The sequence below is a fragment of the Aquimarina mytili genome, from assembly GCF_016735115.1.
GTDB classification, from domain to species: Bacteria; Bacteroidota; Bacteroidia; order Flavobacteriales; family Flavobacteriaceae; genus Aquimarina; species Aquimarina mytili.
The window spans coordinates 194,816-211,249 of sequence record NZ_JAERQJ010000005.1 but is presented as its reverse complement, the minus strand read 5'-3'; the positions used below and the strand labels follow the sequence as shown (position 1 = coordinate 211,249).

General features: G+C 31.5%; 14 protein-coding genes. 13 read left to right on the top strand and 1 reads right to left on the bottom strand.

The window, feature by feature from the left end; all coding sequences use genetic code 11:
• Positions 1–16: 16 nt before the first annotated feature.
• From JJQ60_RS14145 to purD, 13 genes are all read left to right on the top strand, one after another.
• Positions 17–1,429: an O-antigen polymerase gene (locus JJQ60_RS14145; RefSeq protein ID WP_201921331.1), complete on the top strand. Its 1,413-nt coding sequence runs from the start codon at positions 17–19 to the stop codon at positions 1,427–1,429.
• Entirely contained in the window at positions 1,407–2,678 is a 1,272-nt protein-coding gene (locus JJQ60_RS22380) for an O-antigen ligase family protein (protein WP_344779254.1), read from the top strand. The genes JJQ60_RS14145 and JJQ60_RS22380 overlap by 23 nt, the downstream gene beginning before the upstream one ends.
• Before the next feature lie 10 nt (positions 2,679–2,688).
• A complete protein-coding gene (locus JJQ60_RS14135; protein WP_201921326.1) occupies positions 2,689–4,101 on the top strand; it encodes a hypothetical protein in 1,413 nt (470 codons plus the stop codon).
• 187 nt (positions 4,102–4,288) lie between these two features.
• Positions 4,289–5,314 (top strand): Gfo/Idh/MocA family protein, encoded by a 1,026-nt coding sequence (locus JJQ60_RS14130; protein ID WP_201921323.1) that lies wholly within the window; start codon positions 4,289–4,291, stop codon positions 5,312–5,314.
• On the top strand, positions 5,307–5,759 hold the full coding sequence (locus JJQ60_RS22310; RefSeq protein ID WP_317194014.1) for an acyltransferase: 453 nt from the start codon (positions 5,307–5,309) through the stop codon (positions 5,757–5,759). Before JJQ60_RS14130 ends, JJQ60_RS22310 begins: the two co-directional genes overlap by 8 nt.
• Positions 5,760–5,762: 3 nt before the next feature.
• A complete protein-coding gene (locus tag JJQ60_RS14120; protein WP_201921320.1) occupies positions 5,763–6,860 on the top strand; it encodes a DegT/DnrJ/EryC1/StrS family aminotransferase in 1,098 nt (365 codons plus the stop codon).
• 2 nt (positions 6,861–6,862) lie between these two features.
• Entirely contained in the window at positions 6,863–8,059 is a 1,197-nt protein-coding gene (gene lhgO / locus JJQ60_RS14115; RefSeq protein ID WP_201921317.1) for an L-2-hydroxyglutarate oxidase, read from the top strand.
• The gene (locus JJQ60_RS14110) at positions 8,060–9,301 is read left to right on the top strand and encodes a glycosyltransferase family 4 protein (protein ID WP_201921314.1); all 1,242 of its coding nucleotides are present in this window, start codon (positions 8,060–8,062) and stop codon (positions 9,299–9,301) included.
• A gap of 198 nt (positions 9,302–9,499) precedes the next feature.
• Complete coding sequence (locus JJQ60_RS14105) at positions 9,500–10,870, top strand: exopolysaccharide biosynthesis polyprenyl glycosylphosphotransferase (RefSeq protein WP_201921310.1); 1,371 nt, start codon at positions 9,500–9,502, stop codon at positions 10,868–10,870.
• Positions 10,871–10,883: 13 nt separating this feature from the next.
• Complete coding sequence (locus JJQ60_RS14100; RefSeq protein WP_201921300.1) at positions 10,884–12,203, top strand: UDP-glucose dehydrogenase family protein; 1,320 nt, start codon at positions 10,884–10,886, stop codon at positions 12,201–12,203.
• Positions 12,204–12,205: 2 nt separating this feature from the next.
• Entirely contained in the window at positions 12,206–13,183 is a 978-nt protein-coding gene (locus tag JJQ60_RS14095) for a UDP-glucuronic acid decarboxylase family protein (protein WP_201921298.1), read from the top strand.
• 160 nt (positions 13,184–13,343) lie between these two features.
• The gene (locus JJQ60_RS14090) at positions 13,344–14,618 is read left to right on the top strand and encodes an O-antigen ligase family protein (protein ID WP_201921296.1); all 1,275 of its coding nucleotides are present in this window, start codon (positions 13,344–13,346) and stop codon (positions 14,616–14,618) included.
• Between the two features lie 230 nt (positions 14,619–14,848).
• On the top strand, positions 14,849–16,120 hold the full coding sequence (gene purD / locus JJQ60_RS14085; protein WP_201921293.1) for a phosphoribosylamine--glycine ligase: 1,272 nt from the start codon (positions 14,849–14,851) through the stop codon (positions 16,118–16,120).
• An 83-nt stretch (positions 16,121–16,203) separates the two neighbouring features.
• Here the strand turns inward: purD and JJQ60_RS14080 are convergent, their stop codons facing one another.
• On the bottom strand, positions 16,204–16,434 hold the full coding sequence (locus JJQ60_RS14080) for a DUF6341 family protein (protein ID WP_201921290.1): 231 nt from the start codon (positions 16,432–16,434) through the stop codon (positions 16,204–16,206).

Sequence of the window (16,434 nt, the reverse complement as noted above, 5' to 3'; positions counted from 1 at the left end):
AACATAATAAATTTATTTGGAAACACTTGTCAATATAAAACTATTAAAAAGCGAGGTGCAACTATTTCTATTTTCGTTGCCTATACTTCTTGTTTTTGACAACCCTACAGTGCTTTGCATCAATTATCTAATTGTAGCTTCTGTAACATCGTTTCTTTTACTTAAAAAAAAGAAGATTAATCCTTTTTCCTTTTACTTCATTCTGTTTTTTATTCTTAATATTTATATACTTGTTCCTGCTACAAATTTCTTGTTTTTTGGAAAGCCGATTTTCTTACCTGAAAACTATCGGGGTTCATATGTTGATGATTCTTTTCACTATTTAGCGCAATATGTTAAATATAGCACTTACTTTGTTCTTTTTTTCTTAATAATACCTAGGACTAAAAAAGAAGGAAGCACTGTTAATGGGCTAAGAATTCCGTTCTCTTACGCTTTTGCATTATTTCTTTTTGGAATACTTGTTCTGTTCTTTCAAGTATATACTTCGGGTGCTTATAAGTATATTGGTAATCATGGTTTTGTTCGTCAGTATCTTTTTAGTCAACCTCCTTTTTTCTCATATTTTGTGAGCTTAGGAATTTATTTTTCTTTTAAAGAGATAGGGCTAAAAAAAGTGTCTAAGCTTATGGCTTTGATTACATTTATTACCTTGCTGTTTTATTGTTTTTTTTGGGTCAAAATAGGTATTCGAGGAAGCGCCTTTTATCCTCTTATGATTTGTGTGCTAGCCTTTTTTAGAACACAAAAACTCTCTACTTATAAACGATTTTTTAAGAAAAGATATTTAATATACTTGTTTGCGGTTTATTTAGGTTTTATGTATTTCTCAATTAGAACAAGAATTTATAATAAAGATGGAACAAGAAAAGAAAACCCAACTATTGAAGATGTTATAAGCTTAGTGAAAAAAAGACCAGATTTTTTGAACCCAGGTACATTAGAATATGGAGCCAGTTATTTCAATTTTTCTGTAATGATGCATAATGGTTATGAGCAAGATTACCCCTTACAGGCATATGTTGAAGGGTTAAGCACATTAGGAAAACCAATTCTCAAATACTTTATAAAATATGATGTAGGCCTTTTTTATAGATATAGAGATCAGTTTTTTGAAGAAAGAAAAAAGAAACTTGGTAAAAGTGGGGGTACAGGATACTCTCTTCAGTATGAGTTTTATATGCAAGGGTATATATTAATGATATTAATAAGTTTTTTAGTTGCCTTTTTTTTCCATAAAGTGTCATTTAATAATGAAAGAAAAGGAGGAATTTGGGAAATATATGCAGTATTGTTATTTACAATCTTAATTACGTTTCCAAGAAGTTCTTTAACCTTAAACTTTTTTATTACAAGATTTTTTTACTCAATAATTATTTATACATTCCTTAAAATAGTTCGAATTGATGAAAGCTATAATGAATCTTAGTGCTATTTTAAAAGATAGAAAACAGGATATTATCAAATATATGTTAATATTGCTGGCTTTTTTAATTCCGCTTCCTTTTAAGGAAAACATTACCTCCTTAGTGTTAATTGTAATGTTGACGACCTCACTACTATTGGGTTTTAAGGATGTTTTCAACATAAAACGATTAAGGAAAGATCTATTTTTCTTAATTAACGCAATGATATTTTTACTTTTTATTGTTGGATTTATATACGCTGATGATTTTTCTAGGGCTTTGGTTTTACTGCAGAAGAAATTGCCTTTTCTCATTTTCCCACTGATTTTATCTAGTATTAATTTATCAGATAGAATTTTTAAGTTAGTGATTAAATCCTTTGTTTTAGGTGTTGTTTTATATACAATAATTTTATGGTTAAATCTATACCATATGTACCTTACTAATGAAGTTTTAAATCAAAAAATGGGTCTAAATTTCACTTTGCATAGTTTTATAAGAAATGCAAAGTTTTCAATCCATCATGCATATGTTGGCATGTATTTTACATTGGCCATCATCTTTTTAATACATATATATCGGGAAACCGAAGAGAAAAATATAAAAATATGGTATGTCCTAGCAACGATATATATATTACTTAATTTTTCTTTTATGGCAGGAAAAATATCGTTTTTATTTTTACTTATTTCTGTAGGGGTTTATGTGCTAATAAATGAGAAACGAAAAAGAAGGATTTTCTTTATTGTAGTGAGTTTTTTATGTATAGTCCTATTGCCAGTTTTATTTTTGGATTTCAATTGGGTACAATCTATTTTTTCGAGTGCAATGGAACGAAGAGGCCAAATTTTTAAAGTAGCATATGTAGCATCGTTGGAGAATTTACCTTTTGGTATAGGTACGAGCGATATTAAAAACGAATTAGAAAATTATTACATTAGGTATGATTTTAAAGATCTAATAGGATTGAGTACTCACAATACTTTTTTGTCATTTACGCTTAGGTTTGGTATAATGGGAGCTTTAGCCTATTTTGGGTATCTTCTCTATTCGGTAAAAATAGCTGTTAAGACAAAAAACCCCCTTCTCCCATCATTATTGGTTATTCTATTTTTATCATCCCTAACAGAACATGTTTTTGAAACGCATAGAGGTAGATTTTTCTTCATTTTTTTCCTTAGTTTTCTTCATTATGTATATAATACAGGCAAAAATGGTACGAACAGCAGCAGCCTAAAAAACCTTTTGAATGATCAAAAACCGATAAATTAAAAGGAAGGGTATGAGAATAAAAGAGATTACTGATAAATTTTTGGACTGGGAAAAGGAGAATGAACTATATGAGATAAAAGTACAAGATTACCCCATTTACCCTTTTATTCGAACGGAAATTTATGAATCGCTAATTTTTACTACTAGCTTAACGGAGATTTTAAAAAAAACTTCTACAATACTAAAAGCTAAGGTTAATCTTTTCAAGATAGCCATTAACTCATTAGAGTATTTTAGAAAAAAACATATTTTAAATAGGGCTAATTTATTTATTACTAATACTGACAGTAAATTAAAATTTGAAGGTAAGTACGTTGATTATTTTTGTGATAAATTGATAAAGGAAATATCAGAGAATATATCGATTTTAGAATTCCCGAATCTGCAGGATTATCACTTTAAGGAGATCACAAACAAAGAAATCACAGTCAAAGCAGACATTTTTTATGTTCTAGAACGCTTGTATACCAAAAAAATTGATAATAACTCTTTAAAAAGTGAAGTTTCAAGAATTTTTGAACTGTATTCAGATATCTACACAAAACTTCATGGTTTTCCCCCGGAAAGAGAGGGTGTTAACTTACTTTTCAATAGATTTAAACGAAACCTACAAAGAATACATTTGTATGAAAGATTTATAAAGCGTTATAGACCAAATAAAATTTATCTAAAATCGGCCTATAGTCCCATGAACCAGATATTTATCCAGGTTTGCAAGAAATATAATGTCAGAGTTATAGAATTACAACATGGTCATATTTATCCTTTTCATATTGGGTATGTTTTACCTAAGGAAAGATCTACCCTAAAGTATTTTCCGGATGAGATATTGGTTTGGTCTAATTACTATAAAGAAGTTTTAATCAAAAATAATTGGGCAGAACATAAAATTAATGTTACTGGAGATTTTACATACAATCATGATATAAATAAGAATTATGGGTTTGATGACAAATTATTGAAAACAAGAAAACAGTATCGTAAAATTATCACGTTAATATGTCAACATACTTTAGATAAAGAATTTATTCAGTTTTTAGAAAATATTCAGGAACTCCCAAGTGATGTCCTAATTTTTGCCAAGCTCCATCCCAGATATAAGGAACAACAAGAACAAAATTTTATGCCTGTAGTTAAACAAAATAAAAATTTTGTTCTTATTAAAGAAGGGAGTCTTAAAGATTATTTGTCAATTAGTGACCTGATAATCGGAGTGTATTCTACTGGCGTTATAGAGGCAGTAGAAATGGGCAAAAAAGTTCACATAATTAACACAAGGATGTCAGAGTTTTTTCAAGATCTTCAAGAAAAAGAAATTGTACAAAGGTCCGATAATATAATTTCTTCGTATAAATTGATAAATGAATCGGGTAGGGGAAACAAGACAGTTGAGTTCAGAGAGAAATTTAAAGGCAACATTTAATTTGGTGAATTTCTATTGAATAGGTACCTTGTTGTAGTAGATTAATAATCAATGTCATATAAATATATTTTTCAGGTTTGACGACCTTATCTAAATAGAATGAAGTTTATTAATACTACTTTTTTAAGTCAAAATTATGTATAAAGTTTTTCGAGAAATAAAGTTACCTTTGCACTTTTAATTACATATGAAGAAAGAATTAAAATTTGCCATCGTAGGTTGTGGTAGAATAGGAAATAGACACGCAGGCCATATTAAGAATAATGGCACCCTAAAAGCAGTTTGTGACATAGAATTTAACAAGGCAGAAGCACTAGCAAAAGAGTATGATGCCCAACCATATGCCTCTATTGAAGAAATGTTGTCTAACGAGCCAGAAATCGATCTAGTTGCCATTTGTACTCCTAATGGATTACATGCAAAACATACAATTCAATCATTACAAGCAGGTTTTCATGTGCTTTGCGAAAAACCAATGGCGATTAATGTATATGATTGTGGAGAGATGATTAAAGTTGCAGAACGCGCAAATAAGCGATTAATGATTGTAAAACAAAATCGTTTCAATCCCCCGGTAGAAGCTGTCAAAAAAATAATCGACGATGGGAAACTGGGTAAAATATATTCTGCACAATTAAATTGTTTCTGGAACAGAAACCCCGATTATTATAAAAATTCCTGGAAAGGTACTTTAGATCTTGATGGAGGGACTCTCTATACACAGTTTAGCCATTTTATAGATCTATTATATTGGATTGTTGGGGATGTTAAGAATGTAGAAGCTTTTGGTGGAAATTTTCATCACCAAGGAATCACAGAATTTGATGATAACGGTGTAATTGCCTTAGAATTCTATAATGGCGCAATAGGAACAATAAACTATACAGTAAATAGCCATGGAAAAAACATGGAAGGGTCTCTAACTATATTTGGAGAAAAAGGTACGGTAAAGATAGGTGGGCAATATCTTAATGAGCTAGAATATCAAAATATTGAGGGGTATAAAGTAGAAAACTTACCAGAAGGTAACACAGCTAATAACTATGGACAATACCAGGGATCTATGTCTAATCATGACAAAGTTTATGAAAACGTAGTTGAGGTATTAACAAACGATGGGGTTATTTCTGCAAATGGTTTTGAAGGCCTAAAAACCGTAGAAATTATTGATAAAATATATCAAAAAATCACAGACAGAAACAAAAGTGTATAAGCATCTTAAAATAGGAATAGTTGATTGTAAGTTTGGCGAAAATGTAAAAATTGTTGAACCTGTAAATATGTATGGATGTACTATAGGAGATAATTGCTTCATAGGTCCTTTTGTAGAAATACAAAAAAAAGTAAGTATAGGATCAAATACCAAAATTCAGTCACATTCTTTCATTTGCGAACTTGTTGATATTGGAGATAATTGTTTTATTGGTCATGGAGTAATGTTTATCAATGATTTATTCAGTGAAGGTGGACCTGCAGGAGGTGATCAAACTAAATGGAAATCGACATTAATCAGCAATAATGTTTCTATAGGTTCAAATGCTACCATACTTCCAGTTAAAATATGTGATCATGTAGTCATAGGCGCAGGGTCTGTGGTCACAAAAAATATCGAAGAACCGGGTGTATATGCTGGGAATCCAGCAAAAAAAATAAGATAATACATGATAAAATTTCTTGACTTACAACATCAATATAAAACTATTAAAAATGATATAGATGTTGCCATACAAAATATCATTTCAAGCTCTGCTTTTATTGGTGGAGAAGAAATAAAAAAACTTGAACAAAACTTTGCTTCTTTTCAAAATGCAAAACATTGTATTGGGGTCGCCAATGGTACTGATGCTATAGAGATAGCTATTGAAGCACTAGAACTCCCACCTAATTCAGAAATAATCGTTCCAGCGAATAGTTTTATCGCTAGTTCAGAGGCAGTCACAAGGTCTGGGCATAAAGTGGTTTTCTGTGATTGTAATCTTGAGAACTATACTGTTTCTATCGGTAGCTTGGAGGAAGTAATTACCAAAAAAACAAAAGCAATTATTGCAGTTCATCTGTATGGTCATCCATGTGATATGGGTGCGCTTTTAGAAATTGCCCAAAAACATGATCTAAAAATAATAGAAGATTGTGCACAGGCTCACGGAGCAGAATATAAAGGAAAAAGAGTCGGTGCAATTGGTGATATAGGTACATTTAGTTTTTATCCGGGAAAAAACCTTGGAGCATACGGTGATGCTGGTGCAATCGTTACCAATGATGAAGAACTAGCGATTAAATGTAAAATGATTGCGAATCATGGTAGGATCGAAAAATATAACCATGTTTTTGAAGGAAGAAATAGTAGACTAGATAATCTACAGGCGGCAATATTGAATGTAAAGCTAAATCACCTGGAGAATTGGACTAATCATCGTATTAAAATAGCTGATTTTTATCTGGAACACTTGAAGGATGTACCACAAATTGTGCTTCCAAAACGATCAGAATGGGCACGACAAGTGTACCATTTATTCGTAATCAGAACAAATAAAAGAGAAGAGTTGAAATCATATTTGTCTGAACAAAATATCCAAACAGGAATTCACTACCCTATTGCATTACCAAAACTTAAAGCGTATGATTATTTAGGAAAAGCTGAAGCAGATTTTAATGCAAATAATACAGATAAAATGTTGTTGAGTTTGCCTATTGGTGAACACCTTTCATTGGAAGCTGTAGAAATAGTTGTAGCGGCTATCAAAAACTTTTTTAAGTAAAAATGAAGTATGATGTTACAATTATTGGAGCAGGCATTGTAGGGCTTTCTACTGCATACAATTTGTCTAAAGAAGCCCCACACCTTAAGATAGCGGTTTTAGAAAAAGAAAACTCTATTGCTTCACATCAAACGGGCCATAACAGCGGTGTTATTCATTCGGGTATTTATTATAAGCCAGGTAGTGCCAAAGCTACCAATTGTAGAAACGGATACAATTTACTTTTAGAATTCTGTAAAGAAGAAAAAATCCATCATGAAATATGCGGAAAAATCATTGTTGCAACCAATAGCGATGAAGAAAAAAAATTGCAGAATATTTATGATAGAGGAGTTCAAAATGGATTAAAAGGTTTAAAGTTTTTAGATGAGAATGAACTCAAAGAAAAAGAGCCAAATGTTTCAGGAACTAAAGGAATTTTTGTACCACAAGCAGGAATTGTGGATTACAAAGAAGTATCAAAAAAACTTTTCGAAAAAGGTAATGAAAAAGGCGTAAACTTCTTTTTTGAAAAAAAAGTAGCTGCAATAAAAAAAGAAAATGAAGGTTATGAGATATCCACAGGTGATGAGGTTGTGACTACGAAGTTTTTGGTAAATTGTGCAGGGCTGTACTCGGATAAAATAGCCAAAATGGATGGTGTTAATTTAAATGCTAGGATTATTCCGTTTAGGGGAGAGTATTATTTATTAAAAGATGATAAGGCTAAGCTAGTAAATAACTTGATTTATCCTGTGCCAGATCCAAACTTTCCTTTTTTAGGAGTTCATTTTACAAGAAGAATTAATGGTAAAGTGGATGCTGGACCTAATGCGGTACTTGCTTTTAGAAGAGAGGGGTATACAAAGTCTGATATTGATTTAATAGAATTTTTAGAGAGCATATCTTACCTTGGGTTTATTAAGGTGGCTTTGAAATACTGGAAAGTTGGAGCATACGAAATGTATCGATCGTTTTCTAAAAAGGCTTTTGTTAAATCATTACAAAAATTAGTTCCTCAAGTTAAAGAAGAGGATTTAATTGTTGGAGAAGCTGGAGTAAGGGCGCAGTTATGCGATAAAAGAGGTAATTTGGTAGATGACTTTTTAATAGAGCAAACAAAAAATGGAGTTCATGTGGTTAATGCACCCTCGCCAGCCGCAACGTCATCTTTGAACATAGGAAAAGAAATTACTAAAAGAGTATTACAATCATTATAAATGAAAAATATTTGGTTCATAAATCAATATATAACAAGCCCAGATATTGATGGTGAGGGGTATAGGCATTATTATATTGCAAAACATTTAAAAAAGACTGAGAAATATAATACTCTTTTGATTACTTCTTCTTTTTCGCATGCTCCTTATAGACATAATAAGATTAGAGGATTGTATAAGTTTGTAAATAAAGATATCAATACTTTAATTTTAAAAGGAAATACCTACAAAAAATCTCATGGAATTGGCAGAATTTTAAGTTGGATTATATTTTCTTTAAACCTATTTGTTATACCTTTTATTTCCAAAAAAAAGGTGCCTAAACCTGATATAATTGTACTGTCATCACTTCCTTTATTGCCGATATTAAACATTTTAATTTTTAAAAAACTTTTTTATCCAAATGCAAAGTTTGTTTTTGAAATAAGGGATTTATGGCCACTATCTGCTATGGAACTTGGAAATTATTCTGAAAAGAATGTTTTTATGAAGTTTTTGGGGTATCTGGAAAAACTTTCTTACTCAAAGGCCGATACAGTGATTTCGGTTATTCCTAGGGCAGATATGCATATTGAGAAAGTATTGGGGCATAAAAATTTCACTTATAAATGGATTACTAATGGGTTTGAATTACCTGGTAAAGAAGATAGTGAAATTGAGGATATCTACAAGGACAAGATTAATAAGCGAACTTTTAACATCGGATATGCAGGAACAATAGTAATTGCCAATCCTTTAGACACGATAATAAGTACCGTCTCTAAGCTTAAAAATGATAATATTCATTTCTATATTTTAGGAGGAGGTCCAGAAAAAGAAAGACTTCTTGAACTTTCGAAAGAGTACGATAATATTCACTTTTTAGAAAGAGTTCCTAAAAAATATGTGAAACTATTTTTATCGAAAATGGATGTGTTGTTTATGGGTAAAGGAACTAAAGATACTAAGATCTATAATTTTGGAACCTCACAACTTAAAACATTTGACTATTTCTATGCAAAAAAACCAATAATTCAGGCGTTAAATTCAAAAGAAAACCCTGTTACATATTCAAAATCAGGATATGTTGTTTCTCCTGAAGAAGAAGAACCATTAAAAGAAAAAATACTGTATTTTAAAGGACTAAAGAACGATCAGAGGCAACAATATGGGCAGAGAGGATATGAATATTTGATTGACAATTGTACATATGACAAAATTAGTAATTTGTTTGACAAGGTGTTTGACGATTTGATGAAGTAATTTTTAAGCGTTGTGTTTAGACTAGAGGTTATAATTCACTCAATCCGTCTTTAAATTATGGTTTTATCGTTTGTCTTTAAGGAGTTGTGATTTTAAAAGATTATTTTTGAAAAATTTTTAGAATAAAAATAATGCTGTTCTAAATACCACCATAATTAAAAGTATGGGCATAAGAGATATTATGAAAATATGTAATGAATGAATAGAGTATTCACACTCAATGTAATAGAAAGGAAACTATTTCTGTTTATAGGAGATTTAGCAATCGTTCTTTTTTACCTGTATTTACTAATAAATAGAACCTTGAAAGGTACTTTTGATCAAGATAAACATGGGCTCACTATTTACATTATTGGTATAATTCTTTTTTCTATAATTGCCTACGTAATTGACATATATAATTTAGAAAGAGCCTCTAGACCAATTTCAATTTTTCGATTATCCCTTGTTGTTGGAGTATTATATTCATTTTCAATTTTCTTTCTTACAATTTTATTAATTAACACTACAGTGAGCAGACCATATTTGGTGGTTTTCTTGGCGCTTATGCCTTTTTCATTAACCGCATGGCGAATTATATGCTCTAACTTTTTTATTTCTCAGCCGTTTTTAAAGAATGCGATTTTTATTTATGAAGAAACTTTCGAAGAGTTCAAAGAGAATAATATAGCAAATGTTGAAGGGCGTAAAAATTCTAATGGTTATAATGTTAAGCTAAGCGTCTCTACGGGTCATGAAACATTCACTAAAAACCCTGAACGCTTAAATAAAGTAATGGATAAAATTGACACCGTTGTAATAAGGATTAAAGATTATCAAAATATGCCAACAGAGGTAGAGAAATTTTTGACCAGAGCAATGTACTTTGGAAAAGAAGTATTTACATTTACCTCGTTTTATGAATCTACTTATGAAGCCTTGCCTTTAAATTTACTAGGAAATAACTTTTACGAAGTATTGCACCTTAAAAACAAAAGATCACACTATATTCAAAAATTATTCACAAAACTAGTGGATATTACCCTATGTTTTATCGTAGGACTAGTTTTTATGATAGTAGTTCCGTTTGTCTTCTTTTTCAACCTTTTTCTCAATAAAGGACCACTTTTCTATATTCAAAAAAGGATAGGAAAAAAAGGCAAAGAATTCAATATATATAAATTCAGGTCTATGGTATTGGATGCTGAGAAATCTGGAGCCAAAATGGCAACTAACAACGACGCCAGAGTAACTCCTTTTGGGAAGATTCTAAGAAAATTCAGAATAGACGAACTTCCACAAATCATTTCTGTAATTCATGGAGATATGAGTTTTATTGGGCCACGTCCAGAAAGAAAGATTTTTGTTGATCAATTGGACAAAATGAATCCGTTCTATTCCGTTAGACATGTTGTTAAACCTGGAATAACGGGTTGGGCGCAGGTTAAATATAAGTACGGGGAAAACCTTGAAGATTCAATAAAAAAATTAGAGTACGATCTTTATTATATCAAAAATAGATCTGTAACACTTGATATAAGAATTTTATTTAAAACAATAACGACCATCTTGTTTTCAAGAGGAGTATAAAAATAAAAGTTAAATGAAAATATCTGTAATAGGAACTGGATATGTAGGTCTGGTAACAGGAACATGTTTGGCAGAAACTGGTAACGAGGTTATTTGTGTAGATATAGACAAAGAGAAAGTAAAAAAAATGCGTAATGGAGAAGTTCCGATTTATGAACCTCATCTAGATGTGCTTTTTGAAAGAAATATAAAAGCTGGAAGATTAAGGTTTACAACATCACTAGAAGAAGGACTTAATCATGGTGAAATTATCTTTTTGGCATTGCCCACTCCAGAAGATGAAGATGGATCTGCCGATTTATCATATGTTCTAGGAGTAGCAGAAGATATAGGTAGATTAATGAATGATTACAAGGTGATTGTCGATAAAAGTACTGTGCCTGTAGGAACAGCTGAAAAAGTTAATGAAGTAATCTCAAAAAATGCTAAATGTGATTTTGATGTAGTTTCTAATCCAGAATTTTTAAGAGAAGGCTTTGCTGTTGATGATTTCCTTAAACCAGAACGAATTGTAGTGGGGTCAACATCTGAAAGAGCAATAGAGTTAATGAAAAAACTATATAAGCCATATGTAAGATCAGGTAACCCGATAATAATAATGGATGAAAAGTCTGCTGAACTTACTAAGTATGCAGCTAATTCTTTTTTGGCGACAAAGATTACTTTTATGAACGAAATCGCAAATTATTGCGAAAAAGTTGGAGCAGATGTGAGTAAAGTAAGAATTGGTATGGGAACCGACTCAAGAATTGGTAAACGTTTCTTGTTCCCTGGTATTGGGTATGGAGGGTCTTGTTTTCCTAAAGATGTAAAAGCGCTGCATAAATCAGGAAAAGATGATAATTATGATTTTAAAATTTTGGAATCTGTGATTGATGTTAATGCAACTCAAAAGTTAGCACTATTGCCAAAAATTAAAAATCATTTTAAGGACAACCTGAAAGGAAAAACTTTTGCGATGTGGGGCTTAGCCTTTAAGCCAGAAACCGATGATATTAGAGAAGCTCCTGCACTAGACATTATAAATGAATTGTTAAATGAGGGAGCAAAAATTAAAGCTTTCGACCCCGAAGCAATGAATAATGTAGCCCGTAAGTGTGGAGATAAAATAGAGTTTTCAAAAACTATGTATGATGCTTTACAAGGAACAGATGCATTAATTATTTGCACAGAGTGGAGCATCTTTAGAACCCCAGATTTTGATAAAATTAAAAATAACCTAACCGATAATGTTATTTTTGATGGTAGAAATCTATATGATTTAGAAGACATCAAAAAAGAAAATCTTTCTTATTACTCAATAGGTAGAGAAGCTATAATCTCACAGATATAATTATGAAGAGGATTTTAATTACTGGAGCGGCAGGGTTTTTAGGGTCACATCTTTGTGATCGATTTATAAAAGAAGGTTTCAAAGTAATTGGAATGGATAATCTAATTACTGGAGATCTTAAAAATATTGAACACTTATTTAAATCGGAAGATTTTGAGTTCTATAATCATGATGTAACCAAATTTGTTCATGTGCCTGGAAAATTAGACTATATTCTACATTTTGCATCTCCAGCCAGTCCCATCGATTATCTTAAAATCCCAATTCAGACCTTAAAAGTAGGATCATTAGGAACTCATAACTTATTAGGTCTTGCAAAAGAAAAGAATGCCAGGATTTTAATAGCCTCTACCAGCGAAGTATATGGCGATCCTCTGGTTCATCCACAAACAGAAGATTATTATGGTAATGTAAATACCATTGGCCCAAGAGGAGTGTATGATGAAGCAAAACGATTTCAAGAATCTATTACTATGGCATATCACACCTATCATGGGGTTGAAACAAGAATCGTGCGTATTTTTAACACCTATGGACCAAGAATGCGATTAAATGACGGTAGAGTTGTTCCTGCTTTTATAGGGCAGGCATTACGTGGAGAAGATCTTACTATTTTTGGCGATGGCCTGCAAACTCGATCTTTTTGCTATGTAGATGATCAAGTTGAAGGAATTTACCGACTGCTTTTTAGTGATTATATATATCCTGTAAATATTGGTAATCCAGACGAGATTACGATCAAAGATTTTGCTGAAGAAATTATAAAACTTACAGGAACAGAACAAAAAGTGATTTATAAAGATTTACCAGTCAACGACCCTCTTCAAAGACAACCGGATATTTCTAGAGCAAAAGAAGTTTTAGGCTGGGAACCTGTAGTTGATAGAGCAGAAGGAATGAAAAAAACACTAGAATATTTTAAAGGATTTTCTCAGGAAGAACTTCAAAAAAGTGAACATAGAGATTTTCTTAATAATTGACGTTTGATGATTGAAGTAGAAGATATCGATTAGAATATTTATCACGTAAAAATGTTATACTATTTTCGAGACAATTAAATTTTTAGCTCAAGTGTAGATATATAAAAGCTCAATAAACCCAGTTGTGAGATCACTCAAAATAATATCTAGGATTAATGAAATGCTTTACGTAGAGGAAAATGATTGGGTGTTGACTATTTTTTGGAATAGTCTTTATGCTTCGTTTTTCTTACTGCCTTTAGGGATTAATCTTTCTACTCCCTTTTTTATAGTTTCTATTGCTCTTGGAGTAGTTAATATATTTAAATCAAACAAGAAATTAGTATTTGCTAACAAGGCATTACTATTGTTTCCGTTATATTTTGTAATACTATTACTTAGTTTGATTTATACAGATAATTTGTCTGATGGATTAAATTTACTGCAACGTTCATTATCCTTATTCTTTTTTCCAATCATTTTTTTGTACGTAAAGGAAGATGCTGCTGCTGTAAAAAAATTATTTGACTTCTTACTTCTTGGATTACTTATATCTTTTTTTATAAATCTATTTATTGCGTTATATAATTGTATACTTATTGTAAAAGATGAAATTGTTTTTGAAAGTTCTTTAGAAACCATTTCTTTAATTTTAAGTGCTTTTTCTCATGGATGGAATTACTTTATAGGGGCAGAATTTTCAACATTAGTAAACCCCAATTATGTATCACTCTACATTCTTTTGGTTTTAAGTTACTATCTAAAAAAGAATCTTCAGTCCAGAAGACAAGTATTCATTGTAATTATCCTGTTTTTATACCTTTTTTTATTGGCTTCTATAGCGGCATATTTAATTCTAGCCATCATGTGTCTATTGCTAATTTTTAGCATTTCTGACAAGAGCAAGAAATATACAATGGCAATAGTATTTCTTCTTGGAGTAATTGTCTTTTTAAAGAACCCTCGTGTTTTTGATTTTTATTCAAATGTGACAGAACTTGAAACAAGCTCAAAAATTGACAATACAACAGTAGAAAAATCAAGGTTACTTACCTGGCATGCTAGTATCAAATTAATTGAAGAATCACCTTTATTAGGATATGGGGTAGGAGACACCAATGAAGTGCTTATGGAAAAATATAAAGAGTTGAACTATTTTCATAATTATAACAATCAATATAATGCTCATAATCAGTTTCTTCAAACGTTTTTGCAAACGGGCATTATTGGGTTTGGCGTCTTAATGACCATCTTTGTTTTACTGGCATTTAGAATGAATAGAAGCCGAAATGAACTTTCTGTTTTTTTAATTTTATTTATTTCACTTTTTTTCGAATCCATGCTGGTTAGATTTAACGGTATTGTGTTTTTATCGATTATAGTTCCTTTACTATTAAAAAAGAGAAGTATTTTAAGTAGTAGAATCATTCGTAATGAACCTACCGTAAAAGAATAGGTTTTAGACAATAATAAGAAGTATAACCTTCCCTTTTTCCCCAAAAATTCGGCTTTTAAATACGCCCAAAATTACTACGGCTAAATCTAAGATATAATCATGCGTGTCAAGTAGTATAATATCTATTCCGAAAAATGTTACGTTAGAACTCAAGTTTTTACCATAAACCATTAGCAATACAAGAACGAATAAACTATTTTTGAAACCTTAAAAATCAAGTCATATATATCATGAATATTTTAGTATTGGGATCCGGAGGGAGAGAACATACATTTGCATATAAAATCGCACAAAGTGAGTTATGCGACGCACTATTTGTAGCACCTGGTAATGCTGGGACTGCTAGTATAGCGACTAATGTATCAATAGCGGTTACAGATTTTGAAGCCATTAAAGCTCTGGTACTAAAAGAAAACATTGACTTAGTAGTGGTTGGACCAGAGGACCCCCTGGTACAAGGAATTGCCGATTACTTTGCCAAGGACCCACAACTACAAGAGATTATTGTTATAGGCCCCTCTAAAGAAGGCGCAAAGCTGGAAGGAAGTAAAGAATATGCCAAAGAATTCTTATATAGACATAAGGTACCAACTGCAGCTTATCAAAGTTTTACTGAAGCCACTGTAGAAGAAGGGAAGCAATTTTTAGAGACGCTTAACCCGCCATATGTACTTAAGGCTGATGGCTTGGCGGCAGGTAAAGGGGTATTAATACTTCAGGATATCAAAGAAGCTAAATCTGAGCTCGAAAACATGTTAACTAACAAAAAATTTGGCGCCGCTAGTGAAAAAGTGGTGATCGAAGAGTTTCTTGATGGTATAGAACTTAGTGTTTTCGTGCTAACTGATGGTAAAAATTATGTAACACTTCCAACCGCAAAAGACTATAAGCGTATCGGCGAAGGAGATACAGGGCTTAACACGGGTGGTATGGGCGCAATATCTCCAGTACCATTTGCTGATGCTGTTTTTATGAAAAAAATAGAAGAACAAATTATCAAGCCTACCGTAGATGGGTTAGCACAAGAAAACATCGACTATAAAGGCTTTATTTTTATAGGTCTTATTAAAGTGGGTGATGATCCAAAAGTGATCGAATATAATGTGCGCATGGGTGATCCCGAGACAGAAGCGGTACTCCCCAGAGTAAAAACAGATTTAGTAAAACTATTTCAGCATGTAGGGAATCAATCTTTGGATAAAATCAACTTAGAAATTGATCAACGAAGTGCCACAACTGTGATGACAGTTTCAGGAGGATACCCCGAAGCGTATGAAAAGGGAAAAGAAATTACAGGTATTGATACCATCACAGACTCTATTGTTTTTCAAGCTGGCACCAAACTTGAAGGAGATAAAATAGTGACTAACGGAGGTAGAGTGATAGCTATAACATCATTTGATGATGATTTTAGAAAAGCATTAAAGAAATCATATCAAAATATAGAAAAATTGCATTTTGATAAGATGTACTTTAGAAAAGACCTCGGGTTTGATTTATAAAACTTAGAGGATGAAACAAAAAACTCGTATACTTCACAATTAGTATACGAGTTTTTTGTTCTTATAATTAATAGATGATAAACTTATTCTAAAAACGAATGTGCTTTAGGATCTCTATCTTCTTCATTATTATCATTAAATTTCTTTAACTCTTTCATCCAGTAGAAAAATGCAACAAACCCAATAGCCATAAATATCCAGTTAATAACATTGGCACCAGTCCAGCTTTCTAACTCTAATGATCGTAATACATCAAAAGGTGCAAATAATACATCTACAAAAAGTGATTCGATAGCTTCAAAAAATTCTTTCAT

Bases quoted from the DNA above. Each gene is read 5' to 3' on its own strand.
- JJQ60_RS22380 (WP_344779254.1), top strand. From the start codon at position 1,407: ATGAAAGCTATAATGAATCTTAGTGCTATTTTAAAAGATAGAAAACAG.
- JJQ60_RS14135 (WP_201921326.1), top strand. From the start codon at position 2,689: ATGAGAATAAAAGAGATTACTGATAAATTTTTGGACTGGGAAAAGGAG.
- JJQ60_RS14130 (WP_201921323.1), top strand. From the start codon at position 4,289: ATGAAGAAAGAATTAAAATTTGCCATCGTAGGTTGTGGTAGAATAGGA.
- JJQ60_RS14120 (WP_201921320.1), top strand. From the start codon at position 5,763: ATGATAAAATTTCTTGACTTACAACATCAATATAAAACTATTAAAAAT.
- lhgO (WP_201921317.1), top strand. From the start codon at position 6,863: ATGAAGTATGATGTTACAATTATTGGAGCAGGCATTGTAGGGCTTTCT.
- JJQ60_RS14110 (WP_201921314.1), top strand. From the start codon at position 8,060: ATGAAAAATATTTGGTTCATAAATCAATATATAACAAGCCCAGATATT.
- JJQ60_RS14105 (WP_201921310.1), top strand. From the start codon at position 9,500: ATGAATAGAGTATTCACACTCAATGTAATAGAAAGGAAACTATTTCTG.
- JJQ60_RS14100 (WP_201921300.1), top strand. From the start codon at position 10,884: ATGAAAATATCTGTAATAGGAACTGGATATGTAGGTCTGGTAACAGGA.
- JJQ60_RS14095 (WP_201921298.1), top strand. From the start codon at position 12,206: ATGAAGAGGATTTTAATTACTGGAGCGGCAGGGTTTTTAGGGTCACAT.
- JJQ60_RS14090 (WP_201921296.1), top strand. From the start codon at position 13,344: ATGCTTTACGTAGAGGAAAATGATTGGGTGTTGACTATTTTTTGGAAT.
- purD (WP_201921293.1), top strand. From the start codon at position 14,849: ATGAATATTTTAGTATTGGGATCCGGAGGGAGAGAACATACATTTGCA.
- JJQ60_RS14080 (WP_201921290.1), bottom strand. From the start codon at position 16,434: ATGAAAGAATTTTTTGAAGCTATCGAATCACTTTTTGTAGATGTATTA.